At 40.1% G+C, this 16,527-nt stretch carries 13 protein-coding genes and 4 tRNA genes; 14 read left to right on the top strand and 3 right to left on the bottom strand.

Annotation, left to right across the window (positions count from 1 at the left end; all coding sequences use genetic code 11):
- Nucleotides 1–46: 46 nt before the first annotated feature.
- Together pyrD and MSG37_RS11530 are read left to right on the top strand one after the other, a co-directional pair.
- Entirely contained in the window at nt 47–1,066 is a 1,020-nt protein-coding gene (gene pyrD, locus MSG37_RS11535; RefSeq protein ID WP_248470804.1) for a quinone-dependent dihydroorotate dehydrogenase, read from the top strand.
- A 173-nt stretch (nt 1,067–1,239) separates the two neighbouring features.
- On the top strand, nt 1,240–1,776 hold the full coding sequence (locus MSG37_RS11530) for a cell division protein ZapC (RefSeq protein ID WP_248470803.1): 537 nt from the start codon (nt 1,240–1,242) through the stop codon (nt 1,774–1,776).
- A 352-nt stretch (nt 1,777–2,128) separates the two neighbouring features.
- Here MSG37_RS11530 and MSG37_RS11525 read toward each other — a convergent pair whose 3' ends face one another.
- Nucleotides 2,129–2,734 (bottom strand): peptidylprolyl isomerase, encoded by a 606-nt coding sequence (locus MSG37_RS11525; RefSeq protein ID WP_248470802.1) that lies wholly within the window; start codon nt 2,732–2,734, stop codon nt 2,129–2,131.
- Between the two features lie 712 nt (nt 2,735–3,446).
- On the opposite strand from MSG37_RS11525, the gene rlmKL reads away from it, so the two are divergent.
- The 5 genes from rlmKL (at nt 3,447) to rmf (ending at nt 9,994) form a co-directional block, all read left to right on the top strand.
- On the top strand, nt 3,447–5,582 hold the full coding sequence (rlmKL, locus tag MSG37_RS11520) for a bifunctional 23S rRNA (guanine(2069)-N(7))-methyltransferase RlmK/23S rRNA (guanine(2445)-N(2))-methyltransferase RlmL (RefSeq protein ID WP_248470801.1): 2,136 nt from the start codon (nt 3,447–3,449) through the stop codon (nt 5,580–5,582).
- On the top strand, nt 5,572–5,808 hold the full coding sequence (locus MSG37_RS11515) for a glutaredoxin family protein (protein WP_248470800.1): 237 nt from the start codon (nt 5,572–5,574) through the stop codon (nt 5,806–5,808). The genes rlmKL and MSG37_RS11515 overlap by 11 nt, the downstream gene beginning before the upstream one ends.
- A 1-nt stretch (nt 5,809) precedes the next feature.
- Nucleotides 5,810–7,729: an ABC transporter ATP-binding protein gene (locus MSG37_RS11510; RefSeq protein WP_248470799.1), complete on the top strand. Its 1,920-nt coding sequence runs from the start codon at nt 5,810–5,812 to the stop codon at nt 7,727–7,729.
- Between the two features lie 30 nt (nt 7,730–7,759).
- Nucleotides 7,760–9,631, top strand: coding sequence for a DUF3466 family protein (locus tag MSG37_RS11505; protein WP_248470798.1), 1,872 nt, complete (start codon nt 7,760–7,762; stop codon nt 9,629–9,631).
- 186 nt (nt 9,632–9,817) lie between these two features.
- Nucleotides 9,818–9,994, top strand: coding sequence for a ribosome modulation factor (gene rmf / locus MSG37_RS11500; RefSeq protein ID WP_220781850.1), 177 nt, complete (start codon nt 9,818–9,820; stop codon nt 9,992–9,994).
- Between the two features lie 103 nt (nt 9,995–10,097).
- On the opposite strand, the gene fabA is transcribed toward rmf, so the two are convergent.
- Nucleotides 10,098–10,613 carry a bifunctional 3-hydroxydecanoyl-ACP dehydratase/trans-2-decenoyl-ACP isomerase gene (fabA, locus tag MSG37_RS11495; RefSeq protein ID WP_220781851.1) on the bottom strand — a complete coding sequence of 172 codons (516 nt, stop codon included), beginning with the start codon at nt 10,611–10,613 and terminating at the stop codon, nt 10,098–10,100.
- A 67-nt stretch (nt 10,614–10,680) separates the two neighbouring features.
- Nucleotides 10,681–12,390 (bottom strand): S16 family serine protease, encoded by a 1,710-nt coding sequence (locus MSG37_RS11490; protein ID WP_248470797.1) that lies wholly within the window; start codon nt 12,388–12,390, stop codon nt 10,681–10,683.
- Between the two features lie 222 nt (nt 12,391–12,612).
- Between MSG37_RS11490 and MSG37_RS11485 the strand changes: the two genes are divergently transcribed.
- The 7 genes from MSG37_RS11485 to MSG37_RS11455 all read left to right on the top strand — a co-directional run bounded on the left by MSG37_RS11485 (nt 12,613) and on the right by MSG37_RS11455 (nt 16,519).
- A tRNA-Ser gene (locus MSG37_RS11485) sits at nt 12,613–12,703 on the top strand.
- A gap of 206 nt (nt 12,704–12,909) precedes the next feature.
- Nucleotides 12,910–13,554: a UvrY/SirA/GacA family response regulator transcription factor gene (gene uvrY / locus MSG37_RS11480; protein ID WP_248470796.1), complete on the top strand. Its 645-nt coding sequence runs from the start codon at nt 12,910–12,912 to the stop codon at nt 13,552–13,554.
- Between the two features lie 18 nt (nt 13,555–13,572).
- Nucleotides 13,573–15,402, top strand: coding sequence for an excinuclease ABC subunit UvrC (gene uvrC, locus MSG37_RS11475; RefSeq protein WP_248470795.1), 1,830 nt, complete (start codon nt 13,573–13,575; stop codon nt 15,400–15,402).
- A gap of 47 nt (nt 15,403–15,449) precedes the next feature.
- Nucleotides 15,450–15,998, top strand: coding sequence for a CDP-diacylglycerol--glycerol-3-phosphate 3-phosphatidyltransferase (gene pgsA / locus MSG37_RS11470; protein WP_248470794.1), 549 nt, complete (start codon nt 15,450–15,452; stop codon nt 15,996–15,998).
- Nucleotides 15,999–16,150: 152 nt separating this feature from the next.
- A tRNA-Gly gene (locus MSG37_RS11465) sits at nt 16,151–16,226 on the top strand.
- Between the two features lie 12 nt (nt 16,227–16,238).
- A tRNA-Cys gene (locus MSG37_RS11460) sits at nt 16,239–16,312 on the top strand.
- A gap of 121 nt (nt 16,313–16,433) precedes the next feature.
- Nucleotides 16,434–16,519: transfer RNA gene (locus tag MSG37_RS11455), tRNA-Leu, on the top strand.
- Nucleotides 16,520–16,527: the final 8 nt, after the last annotated feature.

Here is a 16,527-nt window from a genome sequence, read left to right as displayed (position 1 = left end):
AGAAGCCCTGGCAAATGCCGGGGCTTTTTTCGGTCTAGGAGAAAACATGTTTTATAAAATCGCACAAAAGTTCATGTTTCAGATGGATCCAGAACTAGCGCATAATTTTGCTATGGGCAGTTTAAAGTCTACTGGTAATTCGCCTCTAAATTGCTTTTATGCGCAAAATATTAAGCCAGCCCCTGTTACCATGATGGGGCTGACTTTTCCAAATCCTGTGGGTTTAGCTGCGGGCATGGATAAAGACGGTGAATGTATTGATGCATTCCACGCTATGGGCTTTGGCCATATTGAAGTGGGAACTGTAACGCCGCGCCCACAACCAGGTAATGATCAGCCACGTTGTTTTAGATTAAAGCCAGCAAAAGCGATTATTAACCGCATGGGCTTTAACAACAAAGGTGTTGATAACCTAGTTGAAAACCTAAAAGCTGTTAAATCAAATGCTATGGTTGGTGTTAACATTGGTAAAAATAAAGACACACCTGTAGAGCAAGGTAAAGAAGATTATTTGATCTGTATGGATAAGGTTTATCAATACGCTGCTTATATCGCGGTCAATATTTCTTCACCAAATACTCCTGGTTTACGTACGCTTCAATATGGCGATCTTCTTGATGATCTTCTTGGATCACTAAAAGCAAAACAAAAAGAACTTGCAGAAAAGCATGGTAAGTATGTACCGATTGCATTAAAAATTGCGCCGGACTTATCAAGCGAAGAAATCGAAAAGATTGCTCAGGCATTAATTAAAAGTGAATTTGATGCGGCAATTGCAACCAACACAACCTTGACTCGTGACGGCGTAAGTGGATTACTAAATGCTAACGAAGCGGGCGGGCTAAGTGGTAAGCCATTGAATTCTTTATCAACAGTCGTTATTAAGCAGTTAGCTGATTGCTTAAAAGGCAAATTACCTATTATTGGTGTAGGTGGAATTAACGCTGCTGAAGATGCGGTAGATAAATTAGATGCTGGCGCTGAAATGGTGCAAATTTATACAGGATTTATTTATCAAGGTCCAAAATTAATTAAAGATATTGTTGAAGCATATCGTATTAAATAGTTAATTAAGATTGAATAATAACTATTGGATCGAAAAACGATCATTTAGATCTAAATATAGATCTCTATGATCGTTTTTATTTTTAACGATCATAATTATAGAAATTAAATTTATTTTGATATTGATGAAATAATCATCTATTATCCAATTATATTAAAATAAAGGTAAACGTTATGTTATTAATGCCAAAAAGGGATTGGCAATGGGGATATAATGAGAAACATGAAGTATTGAGTGTTTCGTTAGGGGATGACATGGAGTTTTTGTCACCTTATGGATTAAAGACCCTAATACCAGATGCCAAGCAGCCGTTAGAGTTTAGTGTTGAACATGCTAAATTTTATATTGATTTGGTAGACCGTTTATCAAAGTCACTTTCTTTAAATGATGCGCTTATTGTTCAGATAGCTCTTAATGCAACTGCTGCACATTTTCTATTAAAACCTCAAATGCCAAAGTCTTGGTTTTTTAACGTATCCCATCAATGTGTTTACAGTGAAGTCGGTAAGTTATTACAACTAACGACCAGTGAGCATTCAGTAATTGCCCTTGTCATCGAGTCTGGACTGCAAGCATCATTAATGATGATTATGTCTGCAGAATGTCGATTAACGGATGTTAAATCGCTAACGCAATTTGAGACAATTAAAGTCATGAACGATAGGTTAGGGCCTTTACCGGTAGGTATTAGACAAGTTAACGCTGCTTAAGCCTTTACCCTTATATTTCATTGCCAGCTAAGGTCAAGTCGATTTTTTTATCTTTTGTTTAAGAAGGAAGGGTTTATATTAGCAAGTTAAGCCTATTACATTGTTTGTATTTATTTGATTTCTAATCTTCAGCTAAACTTACTTCTACTTCTACTTCTACTTCTACTTCTACTTCTACTTCTACTAAATACTAGTCCTCTATTTAAAAATAATCGTTCGATTATTTTGCTAAATTGGACAGCTGTTTTATCCATTTTAGTCTTAGCTATTTTAACAACGGTCTACTGAGACCCATTATTATTTAATTGATGAGGTGTCGCTTAAACTTTCAACACCTCTCTATTAAATCTTTTTAGCTGGCTGGACAACTTGCTTCAGTCACTGAGTTAATGACAACTTCATTTACCGGTACTTCACTACTGTCAACCGTATCCAGAATATTGATTTGGTCGACAATCTCGATCCCTTCGACGACTTTTCCAAATACGGCGTAGCCATAGCTTGAACTTGATGCATCTAGTTGTGGGTTATCTAACACATTGATAAAGAACTGAGATGTTGCTGAATTAGGGTTACTTGTGCGTGCCATCGCAATTGTACCGCGCTCGTTACTGATCCCAACATCAGCTTCAATAACAATCGGATCATTGCCGGGTTTAGCAACCATGCCCGTTGTAAATCCGCCACCTTGAATTACAAAGTTGTGGGCTACACGATGAAATAACGTGCCGTCATAAAAGCCATCATCGACGTAATCTTTGAAGTTTTTACCCGTAATTGGCATGTTGGTTAAATCAATTGCTAAAGTAATTTCACCCATATTAGTTGCCATTAAATAACAAACATCAGCTTGTAAATCTGGTACTTCTTTAGGGGGAGTAATATCTGCACTGTCGCTATCACTGCCGCCACATGCAGCTAAACCTAGACAAAGAAAAGCGGGTAGGATTTTATTCATTATATTCTCACTTTAGACAGTTATACATTGTTGCATAAGTGTTTTGTGTTGTTGTTTTTGTGTGAGGCTTGAGTTTATTGATTTAATCCGTTAGATCAATGCTATAGATTAAATCGATACAAAGTGTCGCATTTAAAGTGAATGGTTTGTTATGTATTTGCTGGTTTTACGCCGTTTGAGATTGTTATAGGCTTTCGGCTGCTTGCTTTTGTTTATTATGCCATTACCATCATTTTGATGGGCTGACTCAATTCTTACCATGATTTATATGTACTGAGATTAGGGACAATTGGCTGTTAGGTTAGGCAATTACGTAATTTTCTTTAGTATTAAAACATGCAGATCAAAACGACTGGCAATAGTTAAACATAGTACTTGGTTATAGGCGTTCACATCTTATTGCCATGTATGGCAATGCACTGCGCTTTTCGTTGCAAACTGATGTTTAAAAGCAGATAAAGCAAAATGAGTATAGGGAGCTAGGCGAGGGTTGTTTGGTTGCAATAGCCTGACAAAACTGCCGTTACTAAAACTGTGCAATCAGCTATAGATTTTTACCAAAAGCGCGTTTGGTTACACAGTGATAGTGATTCAATTTAGGTTTTATTTGCTGTTACACAGATTTAATTTTGCTTTAGCCAATAACTTTTATCATTTAAGCCCGCTAACAGGTATAATACCGAACTAATTTTTACTGTGTGTCGACTAAACAATGTTAAATTTTTTTGCTGCTGCTCCTCGGGGCTATGAATACGCGTTATCACTTGAACTCGCCGAGCTTGGCGCTACTGACATTAAAGAAAGTGTTGCTGGTGTATATTTCACCGCGCCTTTAGAACTGGGATATCGTATTACCCTTTGGTCAAGACTTGCCAGCAGAATCATTTACGTTATTTATAAAGGTCCATGTGAATCTCCGGAGCAGCTTTATAACGCGGCTTACGGCATTGACTGGCAAATGCAGTTTTCAAATCGCAGTACTTTTAGCATTGATTTTCACGGCTTGGGTGGCTTTATTAAGAACACCCAGTTTGGCGCGCTGAAAATTAAAGATGCTATTGTTGACCGTTTCCGTGATGATGATTTTAGTCGTCCAAATGTAGAACGTGTTGATGCAGATTTTAGAATCGACGCGCACTTTAGACGTGGCGAAATTACAATTGGTTTTAACTTTTCTGGCCCAGCGTTACATAAACGTGGCTATCGCTCTACAACGGGGGAGGCGCCACTAAAAGAAAACTTAGCTGCGAATATGCTAGTACGTAGTGGTTGGCAGAGTGCACCTTCTGATCTGCTTGATCCATTCTGTGGTAGTGGCACGATATTAATTGAAGCTGCCATGATGGCATGTGATATGGCGCCGGGTATTCACCGTGAGCGTTTTGGCTTTGAATATTGGTTACCGCATAACAAAAAAGTGTGGCAAGAACTATTAAACGAAGCGCAAGCGCGTGCATCAATTGGTAAGACGCGTTGTGAGCTTAAGTTTTATGGTTCTGATATCGATTCTCGATTAGTCGCACTTGCTAAGCGCAATGCAGAAAACGCCGGTGTTTTAGAACTTATTGACTTCAGTGTTTGTAATGCACTTAATATTGAAGTTCCAGCAACTGCTGGTTACTTAATTTCAAATCCACCTTACGGTGAACGTTTAGGTAACGTTACTTCATTACTGCAATTGTACTATCAGTTAGGCGATAAGTTTAAAGCTGAGTTTGGTGGTTGGAACATAGCAATTCTTAATAGCGATATTGAGCTGCTATCTGCATTAAAGCTTAAAGCTGACAAACAGATGAAGATGAATAACGGTGCGCTTGAATGTGCGTTTAACCTTTATACTGTTCATGCTGAAAACACGCGCCGAATTGACCCTACTAATATCAAAATTGAAGGTGATGTTAGTGATATCGCAGTGCCGTTTGCTAACCGTATTAAAAAGAACTTTAAGCAGTTAGAAAAATGGGCAAAGAAGGAAGGTGTTGATAGCTATCGCCTGTATGATGCTGATTTACCAGAATATAATGTAGCTGTTGATAAGTATCTTGATTACGTTGTGATCCAAGAATATTCAGCGCCTGCACAAATCCCAGAAGCAGTGACTAAGCGCCGCTTAACTGATGTGCTCATTTCACTGCCAAGTGCCATTGGTATTGACCCTAACCATATTATTTTAAAGACTCGTGAGCGTAAAAAAGGCACCAATCAATATGAGAAGTTAGCTGCAAGCAAGCTTGAGTTAATCACTACCGAATATGGCGCTAAATTTAAGTTAAATCTAAAAGAATACCTTGATACAGGTTTGTTCTTAGATCATCGCTTAACGCGTAAGTTAGTTGGCGATAAGTCAAAAGGCCGCAGTGTGTGTAACTTATTCTCTTATACTGGTTCAGCTTCTGTGCACGCAGCATTAGGCGGCGCGACATCTGTTACTACAGTTGATATGTCAAATACCTATATTGACTGGGCTAAAGAGAACTTTGCATTAAATGGTCTAAATAGCGATAAATATCAGTTTGTTCAAGCGAACTGTTTGCAGTGGATTAAACGTACTCACGACAGATTTGACCTGATTTTTATTGATCCGCCAACCTTTTCAAACTCAAAAAGAATGGAAGATTCTTTTGATGTGCAACGTGATCACGTGGATATGCTTGGAGACATCTTTAAGCTGTTAAACCCAGGTGGAGAGATTATTTTCTCAAATAACAAGCGCAAATTTAAGATGGAAATTGCAGATCTTGAAGCTAAAGGAATGTCTGTAAAGAATATCGACAATCAAACGTTACCGCTTGATTATAAGCGCAACCCCCACATTCATAACACTTGGCTAATCACACATGCCAAGTAACTTGACAGTTATTTTGTATCACACAGATGCTTGCCATCTGTGTGAGTTGGCAGCTGATTTGCTCAATCAAGCAAACGTGCCATATAGCATGATAGATATTTGTGATGATCAATCTCTTGCAGAGCAATACGGTATTCGTATTCCTGTTGTCAAATTAGTCGAAACCCAAACTGAACTAAATTGGCCATTTGGTCTCGAAGCATTAGCAGAATTTTTAGGAGCGTAAGTTGAGTCTCGTACGTATTAATAACGGCTCTTTAGCCTACGGTTATACCCCATTATTGCAAAACGCCGATTTCACTATTGAACCTGGTGAACGCGTTTGTATCGTTGGTCGTAATGGTGCGGGTAAATCGAGCTTAATGAAAGTATTAAGTGGCGATGTTTTGCTTGATGAAGGTGAGTTTAACATTGCAACAGATGTTAAAGTCAGCCGTTTACAGCAAGACCCACCGAAAGCAGAGCAGGGTACTGTATACGCTTATATTGCAGCAGGCCTGCAAGAGGTCGGTGAAAAACTTGAACGTTATCATCAGCTGTCACACGATTTAGCAACAGCATCTCCTGATGAGATGGAACGTATGCTAAAGCAAATGGAACGTTTACAGGAAGAAATTGACCACCTTAATGGATGGCAATTAGACAACCGTATTAGTCAAAACTGTGAACTACTAGGCTTGGATTCAGAGGTTCCATTATCGGAGCTATCTGGTGGTTGGCAGCGTAAAGTGGCACTTGCTCGTGCACTAGTGAGCGATCCTGACTTACTGTTACTCGACGAACCAACTAACCACTTAGATATCGATACCATTGAATGGCTCGAGCAGTTCTTACTTAGCTATCGCGGCGCAATTGTGTTTGTCAGTCACGACCGTGGCTTCATTCAACGTATGGCGACACGAATCGTAGATTTAGATCGTGGTGTTGTTACATCCTGGCCTGGTAACTATCAAGCGTACCTTGAAGGTAAAGCTGAATGGCTGCGTGTTGAAGCAGAACAAAATGCTCACTTTGATAAAAAACTTGCTGAAGAAGAAGCATGGATCCGTCAAGGTGTTAAGGCTCGACGTACCCGTAATGAAGGCCGCGTGCGTGCCCTTAAAGATCTGCGTGTTGAGCGTATGGCGCGTCTTAATCGTCAAGGCGGCGCTAAAATGGCTGTGGCAGATACAGAGCGCTCGGGTAAGTTGGTTTTCGATATAGAAAACTTAGAGTACAACCTACCAGAAAAGAATTTAGTTAAAAATTTCAGCTCAACAGTTATACGTGGTGACCGTATTGCACTAATCGGGCCTAATGGTTGTGGTAAATCAACTTTGGTTAAGTTGTTGATTGGTCAGCTAGAAGCACAGTCAGGTCATGTTAAAGTCGGAACCAAGCTGGAAATTGCGTACTTTGACCAATATCGTGAGGCATTAGATCCTGAAAAAACGGTTGAAGATAACGTTGGTGAAGGTAAGAAAACCGTCACCATTAATGGTCAAGACCGTCATATATTAAGTTATCTACAGGACTTTTTATTCTCGCCAATGCGCGCTAGAACACCTGTTAAAGCTTTATCTGGTGGTGAAAAGAACCGTTTATTACTTGCGCGTTTGTTGCTAAGGCCTGCAAACCTTATTATCCTCGACGAACCGACCAACGATCTCGATATTGAGACGTTAGAGTTATTAGAGTCTTTACTTGCTGATTATAAAGGTACATTGTTACTTGTTAGTCACGATCGTGCATTCATTGACAATACAGTAACCAGTAGCTGGTGGTTTACAGGCAATGGTGGTTGGAGTGAATATGTTGGTGGCTATGAGGATGCGGTTTCTCAAGGGGCTCGATTCTACTCTGAGGAACCTCAAGCACAAAAAGCTGTCCAAGCAGCTGTTGCTGAAGCAAAACCTGTTACTGCAGTAGTTGAAAAGAAAGCCGAGAAAAAGCTTTCATATAAGTTACAGCGCGAATTAGAGTCTTTACCTGCTTTGATGGAGCAGTTAGAGCAAGAACTTGAAGCACTACAAACTATTGTTAGTGCGCCTGAGTTTTATAGCCAGGAACAAAAAATAGTGAATGAAAACTTAAAAGCGTTGTCCGATAAGGAGAGTCAGCTTGAGAGTTGCTTTGAGCGATGGGAAGAGCTCGAATCATTGAAGTAAGCTAAAAAATAAGAAATAGGAAGCGAGTTAATGAAGTTTAAGTTGGATAAAACCCTATCGTTAGTAGCTGTTGGCGTGATAAGCGTACTTCAAGGTGTGCAAGCTGCACCTGTATATGAAATTATTAATATCGATCTTGATACTTACGATTTAAACGGAACCATAGCTAATACCCGTAACGGTTATGGTATGGCGGTTAATAGTAGCAACGAAGCTGTTGGCGCTGCTAAAGGAAAGAAAAAGCTTACTGTTTCAGAAGAAGATGACGGCGTTATCGACATTGAAGATGGTGTAGCGGATTCAGAGACTATTACTTACTCTGTTAATTTGCCGATTATTGCAAACAACTTTACTTTTAATTCAATTGGTAATGAGTGGTTGCCAACGTTTGAAAGCGTTAACGGCACCACTGCACCGACATTTCCTGAAGATGAAGACACTGCTAACTCAGTAGATACTTTCTTTTATGATATCAACGACTCAGGCCTTAAAGTCGGTGCAATGACTGCAGAAGAGCAAACTCTTCCATATGACGGTAGTAGCGAGACTCAAGAGTTTTGGTATTACCGTGAATATGAACAGCGTGGTTTTGTCAAATCAGGTACTGATGCAGAAGTGGCATTATTACCGCCTTATAATCAATATGTTTATAAAGAAGGTGAGTCTGAAGAGCAAACAATAACAGTCGGTGGTTTTTCAAGTGCTGCAGCGGTAAATAATAGTGGTTTGATTGCCGGTTATGCAAGTACTGATATTAGCGATAATAGTGGCAACATCATTAATTCCTGCGTTGAAAACAATAGTGAAACCGCGCCACAGGAAATCTGTATTCAAGCGGCTCAATTTCCGAACCAATATGGTTATAGTGATATTCAGTATCAGATTCGTGGATATGTTTGGCAGTATGATGCAGGTGTGGTTACACCAACGATGCTACCTCTTGGTCTCGAAGTAACTAATGATTCTGTATATAGTGCGCAGGGGTTGGGAGTTAATAACGAGGGAGTTGTAGCGGGTCGTTCTTATGTCTATCGTGATAACGATAAAGACAGATTATATTACGATGCAGCCTATTGGACTAAAGATGCAACTACAGACGAATACAAGTACAACTGGGTAGATGTTGATGAAGCTCGAGATGTTTACTCATCAATAGCCTATGATATTAATGACAACGGCATATTAGTTGGTAGTTATAACAAATATATCAACGGTTATCGTCGTGATAAGTTTTTCTATTTCGACACTAATAATCCAGAGACTCCGCTCGTTACGCCAAATGATTTTTATAATAGTATCTCTGACCTAGGCAGCAGAGCACGTGACATTAATAATCAAGGGCAAGTTGTTGGTTACATTGAAACGACCCACGATAAAGAGAAGCCGCGCCCAAAAGCTGGTTTCTTATATCAACTACCAAATACTGAGTACCCTGAAGGTGAATTTAAGAATCTGAATAGCTTACTAACTTGTGAGTCTAAAGGTTACCAGCAAGATGCTGAAGGAAACTGGGAAAGAAACCTTGTCGAAGTGACAGATGGTGATGGCACAAAATTGACCTATAAAAGTGATATCTTAGTAGTTGAAGCGAATAGCATTAATGAAGATGGCACTATTGTTGGTACTGCATTTATCCGTAAGCCATCTTATAAATTCGATGAAGACGGTAATTTAGTTCTTGGAGATGATGGTTTACCATTCTTCCAGTTAAATGGTAATGGTGAGCCTGTAACCTCGTATTTACCACGTATGGTTGTATTACAGCCTGCTGGTGCAACAGCTGAAGCCTGTACTGTTGTAGACGATGACGGTAGTGACGATAATTATGAGCGCAAAGGGGCAGCTAGTTTTGCATGGTTGTTCGCCTTGCCATTGTTATGGTTTAGACGCCGTTTTAAGTAAGATATTGTTAAGATAAAAGTCGAGGCTAATGCCTCGATTTTTTTTGCAATAAATTTGTAAGATTTCTCAATAGCTTAAAAAATAACCGTGAATAAGTGGTTTCTTGGGGATTGATCTCGAGTAAAAAAAGATTTATTTATGGGGTGAAGCGATAGCTTCTTTTGTTATCGAAGAGAGGATGCTTGCATGAAAAGACAAAAAAGAGATCGATTAGATAGAGCTTTTTCAAAAGGTTTCCAAGCGGGAATTGGAGGCCGATCAAAAGAGATCTGTCCCTATTCGACGCTTGATTCAAAATCACAATGGCTTGGTGGTTGGCGCGAGGGCATTGATGGGCGAGTAAGTGGCTTATTTAATAAATAGCACTTAGTCATCTATTCTAAGAATTTTGAATTTCACAAGGGATCAATTAAGCAGCATTTTTGCCCTCTGATTCAGAGGGCATTTTAATGACAACGAAAGCGATTTAAAATGAGGTAGTATCGGTAAAAATACCGACTTTAAGGTCTTTGGCGCTGTAGATCTCACGTCCATCAACTTCCATAGTTGCATCTGCAATACCCATAACCAATTTACGGTATACTTTACGCTTAATAGTCAGTTTATAGGTCACCTTTTTCGCTTCAGGTAAAACTTGGCCTGTGAATTTTACCTCACCTACACCTAATGCACGGCCTTTACCTAGCGCACCTTCCCAACCAAGGAAGAAGCCAACTAACTGCCACATAGCATCTAAGCCAAGGCAACCTGGCATAACTGGGTCACCGGCAAAGTGACAATCAAAAAACCAAAGGTCAGGGTTAATATCCAGTTCCGCTACAATTTCACCTTTACCAAACTCACCACCATCGGCATTAATCTTTAATACTCGATCGATCATCAACATATTGTCTTTTGGTAATCTTGGAGAATTTGGTTCAAATAGTTTGCCAAGTCCACAGGCAACAAGATCTTCTTTAGTAAAACTGTTTGCGTAACTCATTATTTTTTATACTCCAGCAATTTGAGCTGCCAAGGTTAGCGAACACGTGTACGCTAAACAACTCCGATCAGCTAGAAATTTTAAATTTATCGAGTAGTCTCGCAAAAAGGCTAGGTTCTTCTTCCTGGTATCCGGCTAGATTTTCTAACCGAGACTGTACTAAACCGTATAGCGACTCGTCTGGAAATTGATTGTCCTCATCAGCACTACCTGCTGGCAGTTGCATTAGAATTTCAACCGCTTCATCGATATGCTTAACTTGATAAATCGAAAACAAGCCTTCAGTGACAGCATCTATGACGTCTTGATGTAAATTCAACTGTTGCATATTAGAGCAGGGGATTATGACACCTTGATTACCCGTTAGACCTCGACGCTTACATAGCTTAAAGAAACCTTCTATTTTCTCATTCACACCGCCAATAGCCTGAACATTACCAAACTGGTCGATTGCACCAGTAGCAGCAAGACTCTGATTAATGGGCTTTTCAGCTATCGCTGAGATAAGGCAGCAATATTCTGCTAATGAAGCACTATCGCCATCAATCTCTTGATATGACTGCTCAAACACTATGTTAGCGTTAAGGTGAAGTGGGGCGTCCTTTCCAAATATGCGGTATAAACAGGCTGATAAAATCATCATACCTTTAGCGTGAATATTGCCACCTAACTCAGATTTACGCTCAATGTCAGCAACTTCACCATCGCCATAGTGGACTGACGCAGTAATACGTGCAGGTTCACCATAGCTAAACTCAGCATTTTCAATCACGGTTAAGCCATTGATCTGGCCAATAACTTCATCTTGAGTTGGTAGGTTGATAAAAAGATCATCAAAATTCTGTTCTGATAGCCTCTCAGATGCATTATGTCTTTGATTGAGCATGGCAATACTATGGGCCAATGCTTGATGGCTAATGCGCTCACTACGGCCATAGGCTTTTGCTTGAGCTAACAAATGTTCAATATTGGTTGCCATTAAGCTTAGGCGTAATTGATGATCAGCAAGCTTTGCGCAAAATAGTAGTAGCAACTGCAACGCGTTATTTTCTAACTGTATATTTAAATCAGTAAAAATACCTGCTAACCAGTGGCAATAGTCATCAACAGAGTGCTCATCAAGATCCATTTCATTGATTAGTTCACCAAGCAATGGGAAATGGCGCGAAAAGCTCGGTTCTCCTAGCCAACAGCTACCATATTGGTGACTAGAGCCAATCAACACTATTTTGCAGTTTAACGGTAGTTCAGCGAGCTGAGAGTGGACGTGGTAAGTTTGTTTATCAAGGATCTCAAGTAATAAGTCCCAAAGTGGCTCTCTTTTCCATAAAGAATCTGCACAAATAAATAAATAATGGCATGTAGCCAGCAAGCCCGGTTCGTAAACTTTGCTTTCACTGTTAAAACGACCGACTAGATCTGTTTTGCGAATTGACCCTGATAAATATCGATACTTATGCTGTTTGGCTGCTAACGGTTTCGGATCACTGCTTGAGCTTTGTGTCCAAATAGGTTCTTTATGTTCGTTCTGTACTAAAAACTGTGGCGAAAATACGCCATGTGCATCGATTAGCGCCTCGATAGTACGTTTACGGTTACAGCCAAAATACTCTGCGATAAACATATGTTGATTATCAGTTTCGCTAAGTAACCTGAATGCGTCTGAGCAGCGTTCTTGGGCTAATAAGTTTGCTTTTGCGCTGGGAGTAAATTCCTGTTTTGGAGAAAGCGTAAAATGAGGAATTAGTGCTGAAGCAGGAATAACGTTTGAGTTCATAAAAGTGCATGGCTATTTTTAGTAGGCTGATACTATCACAGTTTTGCAAAGTCTTTGATAGATCACACTCATTACGACAACAGTAACAGCATTATGATTGGCATGATTAAAGGCGTAATCGTTTGTATCGTTTGCTATTTCAGCATAATAGGCTGCATTAAACATAAATTTAGTTATACAGGTTTACATCATATTGCGAAACGCATAATATCTAGTCCAATTGGAGAGATGGCAGAGTGGTCGAATGCACCGGTCTTGAAAACCGGCATGGGTTTATAGCCCATCTAGGGTTCAAATCCCTATCTCTCCGCCATATTAAGAAAAGGCAGCCTAGGGCTGCCTTTTTTGTTTTTAAGCTAAGTTGTTAATTAATAAATTATTTATAGAGGTACTAGTCGAGTTGAATTTGCTATTTTTTCCTTTCTATATCTTGTCATATGCGATAAATTATCTCCCATAACATTTTAAATTCTGTCCAAAGCCTCTTGGTCAGTATTAGGCATTAAGGGTAAGACAACTTTGATCTCTGTATATTTAGTTGATGACCATGAGTTAGTTAGAACCGGTATTCGACGGATCCTTGAAGACGAGCGCGGTATTAAAGTGGTAGGAGAGGCCGGTGATGGTGAAACTGCTGTTCAGTGGTGTCGTAAAAATGAAGCTGATGTGATTTTAATGGACATGAATATGCCCGGCATCGGCGGATTAGAAGCTACTCGAAAAATTTTACGTTTCCAAGCGCACGCTAAAATCATTGTTCTAACTATTCATACCGAAGATCCTTTTCCCACAAAAGTCATGCAAGCAGGTGCATCCGGTTACCTTACTAAAGGTGCAACATCGCCTGAGGTATTACAAGCTATTCGACAGGTTGCTCATGGACAAAGATACTTATCACCGGAAATCGCGCAACAAATGGCTTTAAGTCAATTTAACCAGTCAGAAGACAATCCGTTTAAAACCCTATCTGAACGAGAACTACAGATTATGTTGATGATCACCAATGGTGAAAAGGTCAGCGAGATCTCTGAGCAACTTAATTTAAGCCCTAAAACTGTCAACAGCTACCGTTACAGGTTATTCGCTAAACTTGGTATTGGTGGCGATGTAGAGCTGACTCGCTTAGCAATTAGATATAAGATGTTAGATACGGGACAATTCTAACTCAAATTTAAACCTGTTATGCCAGATGCATTTAATGCCGAAGATTTTTTAAAAACAGTCACCTCATCACCTGGTGTTTACAGGATGTATGATCATAAGGGAACTGTGATTTATGTGGGCAAGGCGAAAGATTTAAAAAAACGCCTTTCTTCATATTTTCGTAAAAATTTAGCCAATGTTAAAACCCAAGCATTGGTTTCTCATATCGCCAATATCGATGTCACACTGACTCACAGTGAAACAGACGCACTGATCCTTGAAAATGACTACATCAAACAATACATGCCGAAATATAATGTATTGCTTCGAGATGATAAGTCATACCCGTATATCTTATTAAGTAATCATAAACACCCTCGGTTGGCCTATCATCGAGGTCCCAAGCGCGATAAGGGACAATATTTCGGACCCTACCCCAACGGAGGGGCTGTGCGAGAAAGCTTGCACTTGATGCAGAAAATATTCCCTATCCGCCAATGTGACGACTTATATTATAAATCTCGTTCGAGACCTTGCTTGCAGTATCAAATTGGCCGTTGCAGTGCGCCTTGTGTTGATAAAATTAGCACCGTTGATTATCAAGAACAGGTTCGTTTAGCCACGCTATTTTTAAAAGGCAAGAATAGTCAGGTTATGTCGGTGTTAGTCGCGCAAATGGAATTAGCTGCTGCAGAAATGCGTTATGAGCAAGCAGCAACTTTTCGCGATCAAATTACTGCGTTAAGACGTGTATCAGAGCAGCAAGAGGTGTCGAATGCATCCGGAGATCTTGATGTCATTGGCGCTTACTATGCTTCAGGTGTCGCATGCTTCCATTTACTGTTTATTCGAGAAGGCAAAATATTCGGTAGCCGAAGCTATTACCCTAAAGTACCAGCCAACACTGAGGTATCAGAAGTCTTGCGCTCGTTTATGCTGCAGTTTTATCTCAATGCAGACAGCCAACGCTTAACTCCAAAAGAGATCTTGATTAGTGAATCGTTTGAGGAGCAAGCTGAATTAGCGCAAGCGATCCAAGCGGGGCAAAATAAAAAAGTCGAGATCAAAACCAATGTTCGCGGTGAAAGAGCCAGTTTTTTAAGGCTAGCCTTAACCAATGCAACAAACGCAGTTAATACACGTTTATCGCACAAGAATACTGTAGAGCAGCGATTCCTATTGTTAGAAGAGGCAATTGAAGCAACAAGTAGCATCAAACGTATGGAGTGTTTTGATATCAGTCATACGATGGGGGAGAGTACGGTAGCCTCTTGTGTAGTGTTTAACCGAGAGGGGCCTAACAAGGCAGATTATCGTCGTTATAATATTGAAGGTATAACACCTGGCGATGATTATGCTGCCATGAAACAGGCGATTACTCGTCGTTTCGATAAAATCACTGATAAAGGAAAAATCCCTGATATTTTATTTATTGATGGTGGTATTGGCCAGTTACGGATCGCACAAAAGATAGTAGATGAAAAATTTGTCGCCATAGACAATGCCCCAACGCTCATTGGCGTGGCAAAAGGTGAAGGTCGTAAGCCTGGCTTAGAAACTTTAATTTATGGTGAAAATGAGGAGTCCTTTACTTTGCCTGCAGATTCAGGTGCATTACACCTTATACAACATATTCGTGATGAGTCTCATCGCTTCGCAATTACTGGGCATAGAAATAAAAGACAAAAAACACGTAATACTTCTTCACTGGAATCAATAGCCGGTGTAGGCCCTAAACGTCGTAAGGCGTTACTGCAATATTTAGGTGGTATTCAAGAAGTAAAGGGCGCAAGCGTGTCAGAATTGGTAAAAGTTCCCGGTATTAGCTTAGAAATGGCACAAACGATACATGATGCATTGCGAGGGTAACAAAATTAAGGCAAGATTGGCGCTGCTTTTGACTAATAGGTTCTACAATGCCGTTTAACATTCCTATTGCGTTAACACTTTTCAGGTTAATACTGTTACCTGTTTTCGTTGTGCTTTTTTATATTCCAGAGCCCTGGTCTCCTTTTGCATCTGCATTTGTTTTTTGGTTAGCCGCTGTTACTGACGCTTTAGATGGTTATGCTGCGCGTAAATTAAAACAATCAACTCGCTTTGGCGCATTTCTTGACCCGGTTGCAGATAAAATCATGGTAACCACAGCCTTGGTATTATTGATCTCTGAGTACGGTAATATTTGGCTGACCCTACCAGCACTCATTATGATTGGACGAGAAATTGTAATATCAGCGCTCAGGGAGTGGATGGCCGAAATTGGTAAACGTGGTGCAGTAGCTGTGTCTTGGATTGGTAAGTATAAAACTGCAGCGCAAATGGTTGCGATAACAGGCTTAATTTGGCAACCAAATGAATTTTTGACTTACGTTGCCTATGCATTATTTTACGTAGCAGCAGTTCTTACTTTATGGTCGATGATGAGCTATATTCTCGCAGCTTGGAAAGATTTAACTGCAGAATAGCTGGTTAAAACAACGAAAAGTTCGATAAGTGCGCAAACAGTCATTTATCGCTAATTATAGCGTTGACTCTTGGCATTTAATCGGTAGAATGCCATTCCGTAGTCAAGGGGAAGTGAATTACACTTCAGCTTGAAAACAGGTTAAATTGAAGTGCGACATTAGCTCAGTTGGTAGAGCGATACCTTGCCAAGGTATAGGTCATCGGTTCGAACCCGATATGTCGCTCCAATTTAATAAAGTGGCGCGATGGCAGAATGGCTATGCTGCGGATTGCAAATCCGTCGATCTCGGTTCGACTCCGGGTCGCGCCTCCATAACTCTTTAAGAGTTATGATGAAAAGAACAGGAATTTGGTGAGTTTACTCTTTAGTGTAAATAACAAGTGAGTAAGCAGTATTGATACCGACAATGCGTATCATCAAAATCAAAGAGTTTGCCCGTGTGGTGGAATCGGTAGACACAAGGGATTTAAAATCCCTCGCTGAATAAGCGTGCCAGTTCAAGTCTGGCCACGGGTACCATCATTAAA

Source organism: Shewanella sp. 1CM18E (assembly GCF_023161665.1).
GTDB lineage: Bacteria > Pseudomonadota > Gammaproteobacteria > Enterobacterales > Shewanellaceae > Shewanella.
The sequence above is the reverse complement of the archived record's forward strand: the minus strand, read 5'-3'. Positions and strand labels throughout refer to the sequence as shown.

What these genes read in the sequence shown, in the direction of transcription:
- rlmKL (WP_248470801.1), top strand. Translation starts at nt 3,447, where the DNA reads ATGTTAAATTTTTTTGCTGCTGCTCCTCGGGGCTATGAATACGCGTTA.
- rmf (WP_220781850.1), top strand. Translation starts at nt 9,818, where the DNA reads ATGAAAAGACAAAAAAGAGATCGATTAGATAGAGCTTTTTCAAAAGGT.
- pgsA (WP_248470794.1), top strand. Translation starts at nt 15,450, where the DNA reads ATGCCGTTTAACATTCCTATTGCGTTAACACTTTTCAGGTTAATACTG.
- uvrC (WP_248470795.1), top strand. Translation starts at nt 13,573, where the DNA reads ATGCCAGATGCATTTAATGCCGAAGATTTTTTAAAAACAGTCACCTCA.
- MSG37_RS11505 (WP_248470798.1), top strand. Translation starts at nt 7,760, where the DNA reads ATGAAGTTTAAGTTGGATAAAACCCTATCGTTAGTAGCTGTTGGCGTG.
- MSG37_RS11525 (WP_248470802.1), bottom strand. Translation starts at nt 2,734, where the DNA reads ATGAATAAAATCCTACCCGCTTTTCTTTGTCTAGGTTTAGCTGCATGT.
- fabA (WP_220781851.1), bottom strand. Translation starts at nt 10,613, where the DNA reads ATGAGTTACGCAAACAGTTTTACTAAAGAAGATCTTGTTGCCTGTGGA.
- MSG37_RS11490 (WP_248470797.1), bottom strand. Translation starts at nt 12,390, where the DNA reads ATGAACTCAAACGTTATTCCTGCTTCAGCACTAATTCCTCATTTTACG.
- MSG37_RS11515 (WP_248470800.1), top strand. Translation starts at nt 5,572, where the DNA reads ATGCCAAGTAACTTGACAGTTATTTTGTATCACACAGATGCTTGCCAT.
- MSG37_RS11530 (WP_248470803.1), top strand. Translation starts at nt 1,240, where the DNA reads ATGTTATTAATGCCAAAAAGGGATTGGCAATGGGGATATAATGAGAAA.
- pyrD (WP_248470804.1), top strand. Translation starts at nt 47, where the DNA reads ATGTTTTATAAAATCGCACAAAAGTTCATGTTTCAGATGGATCCAGAA.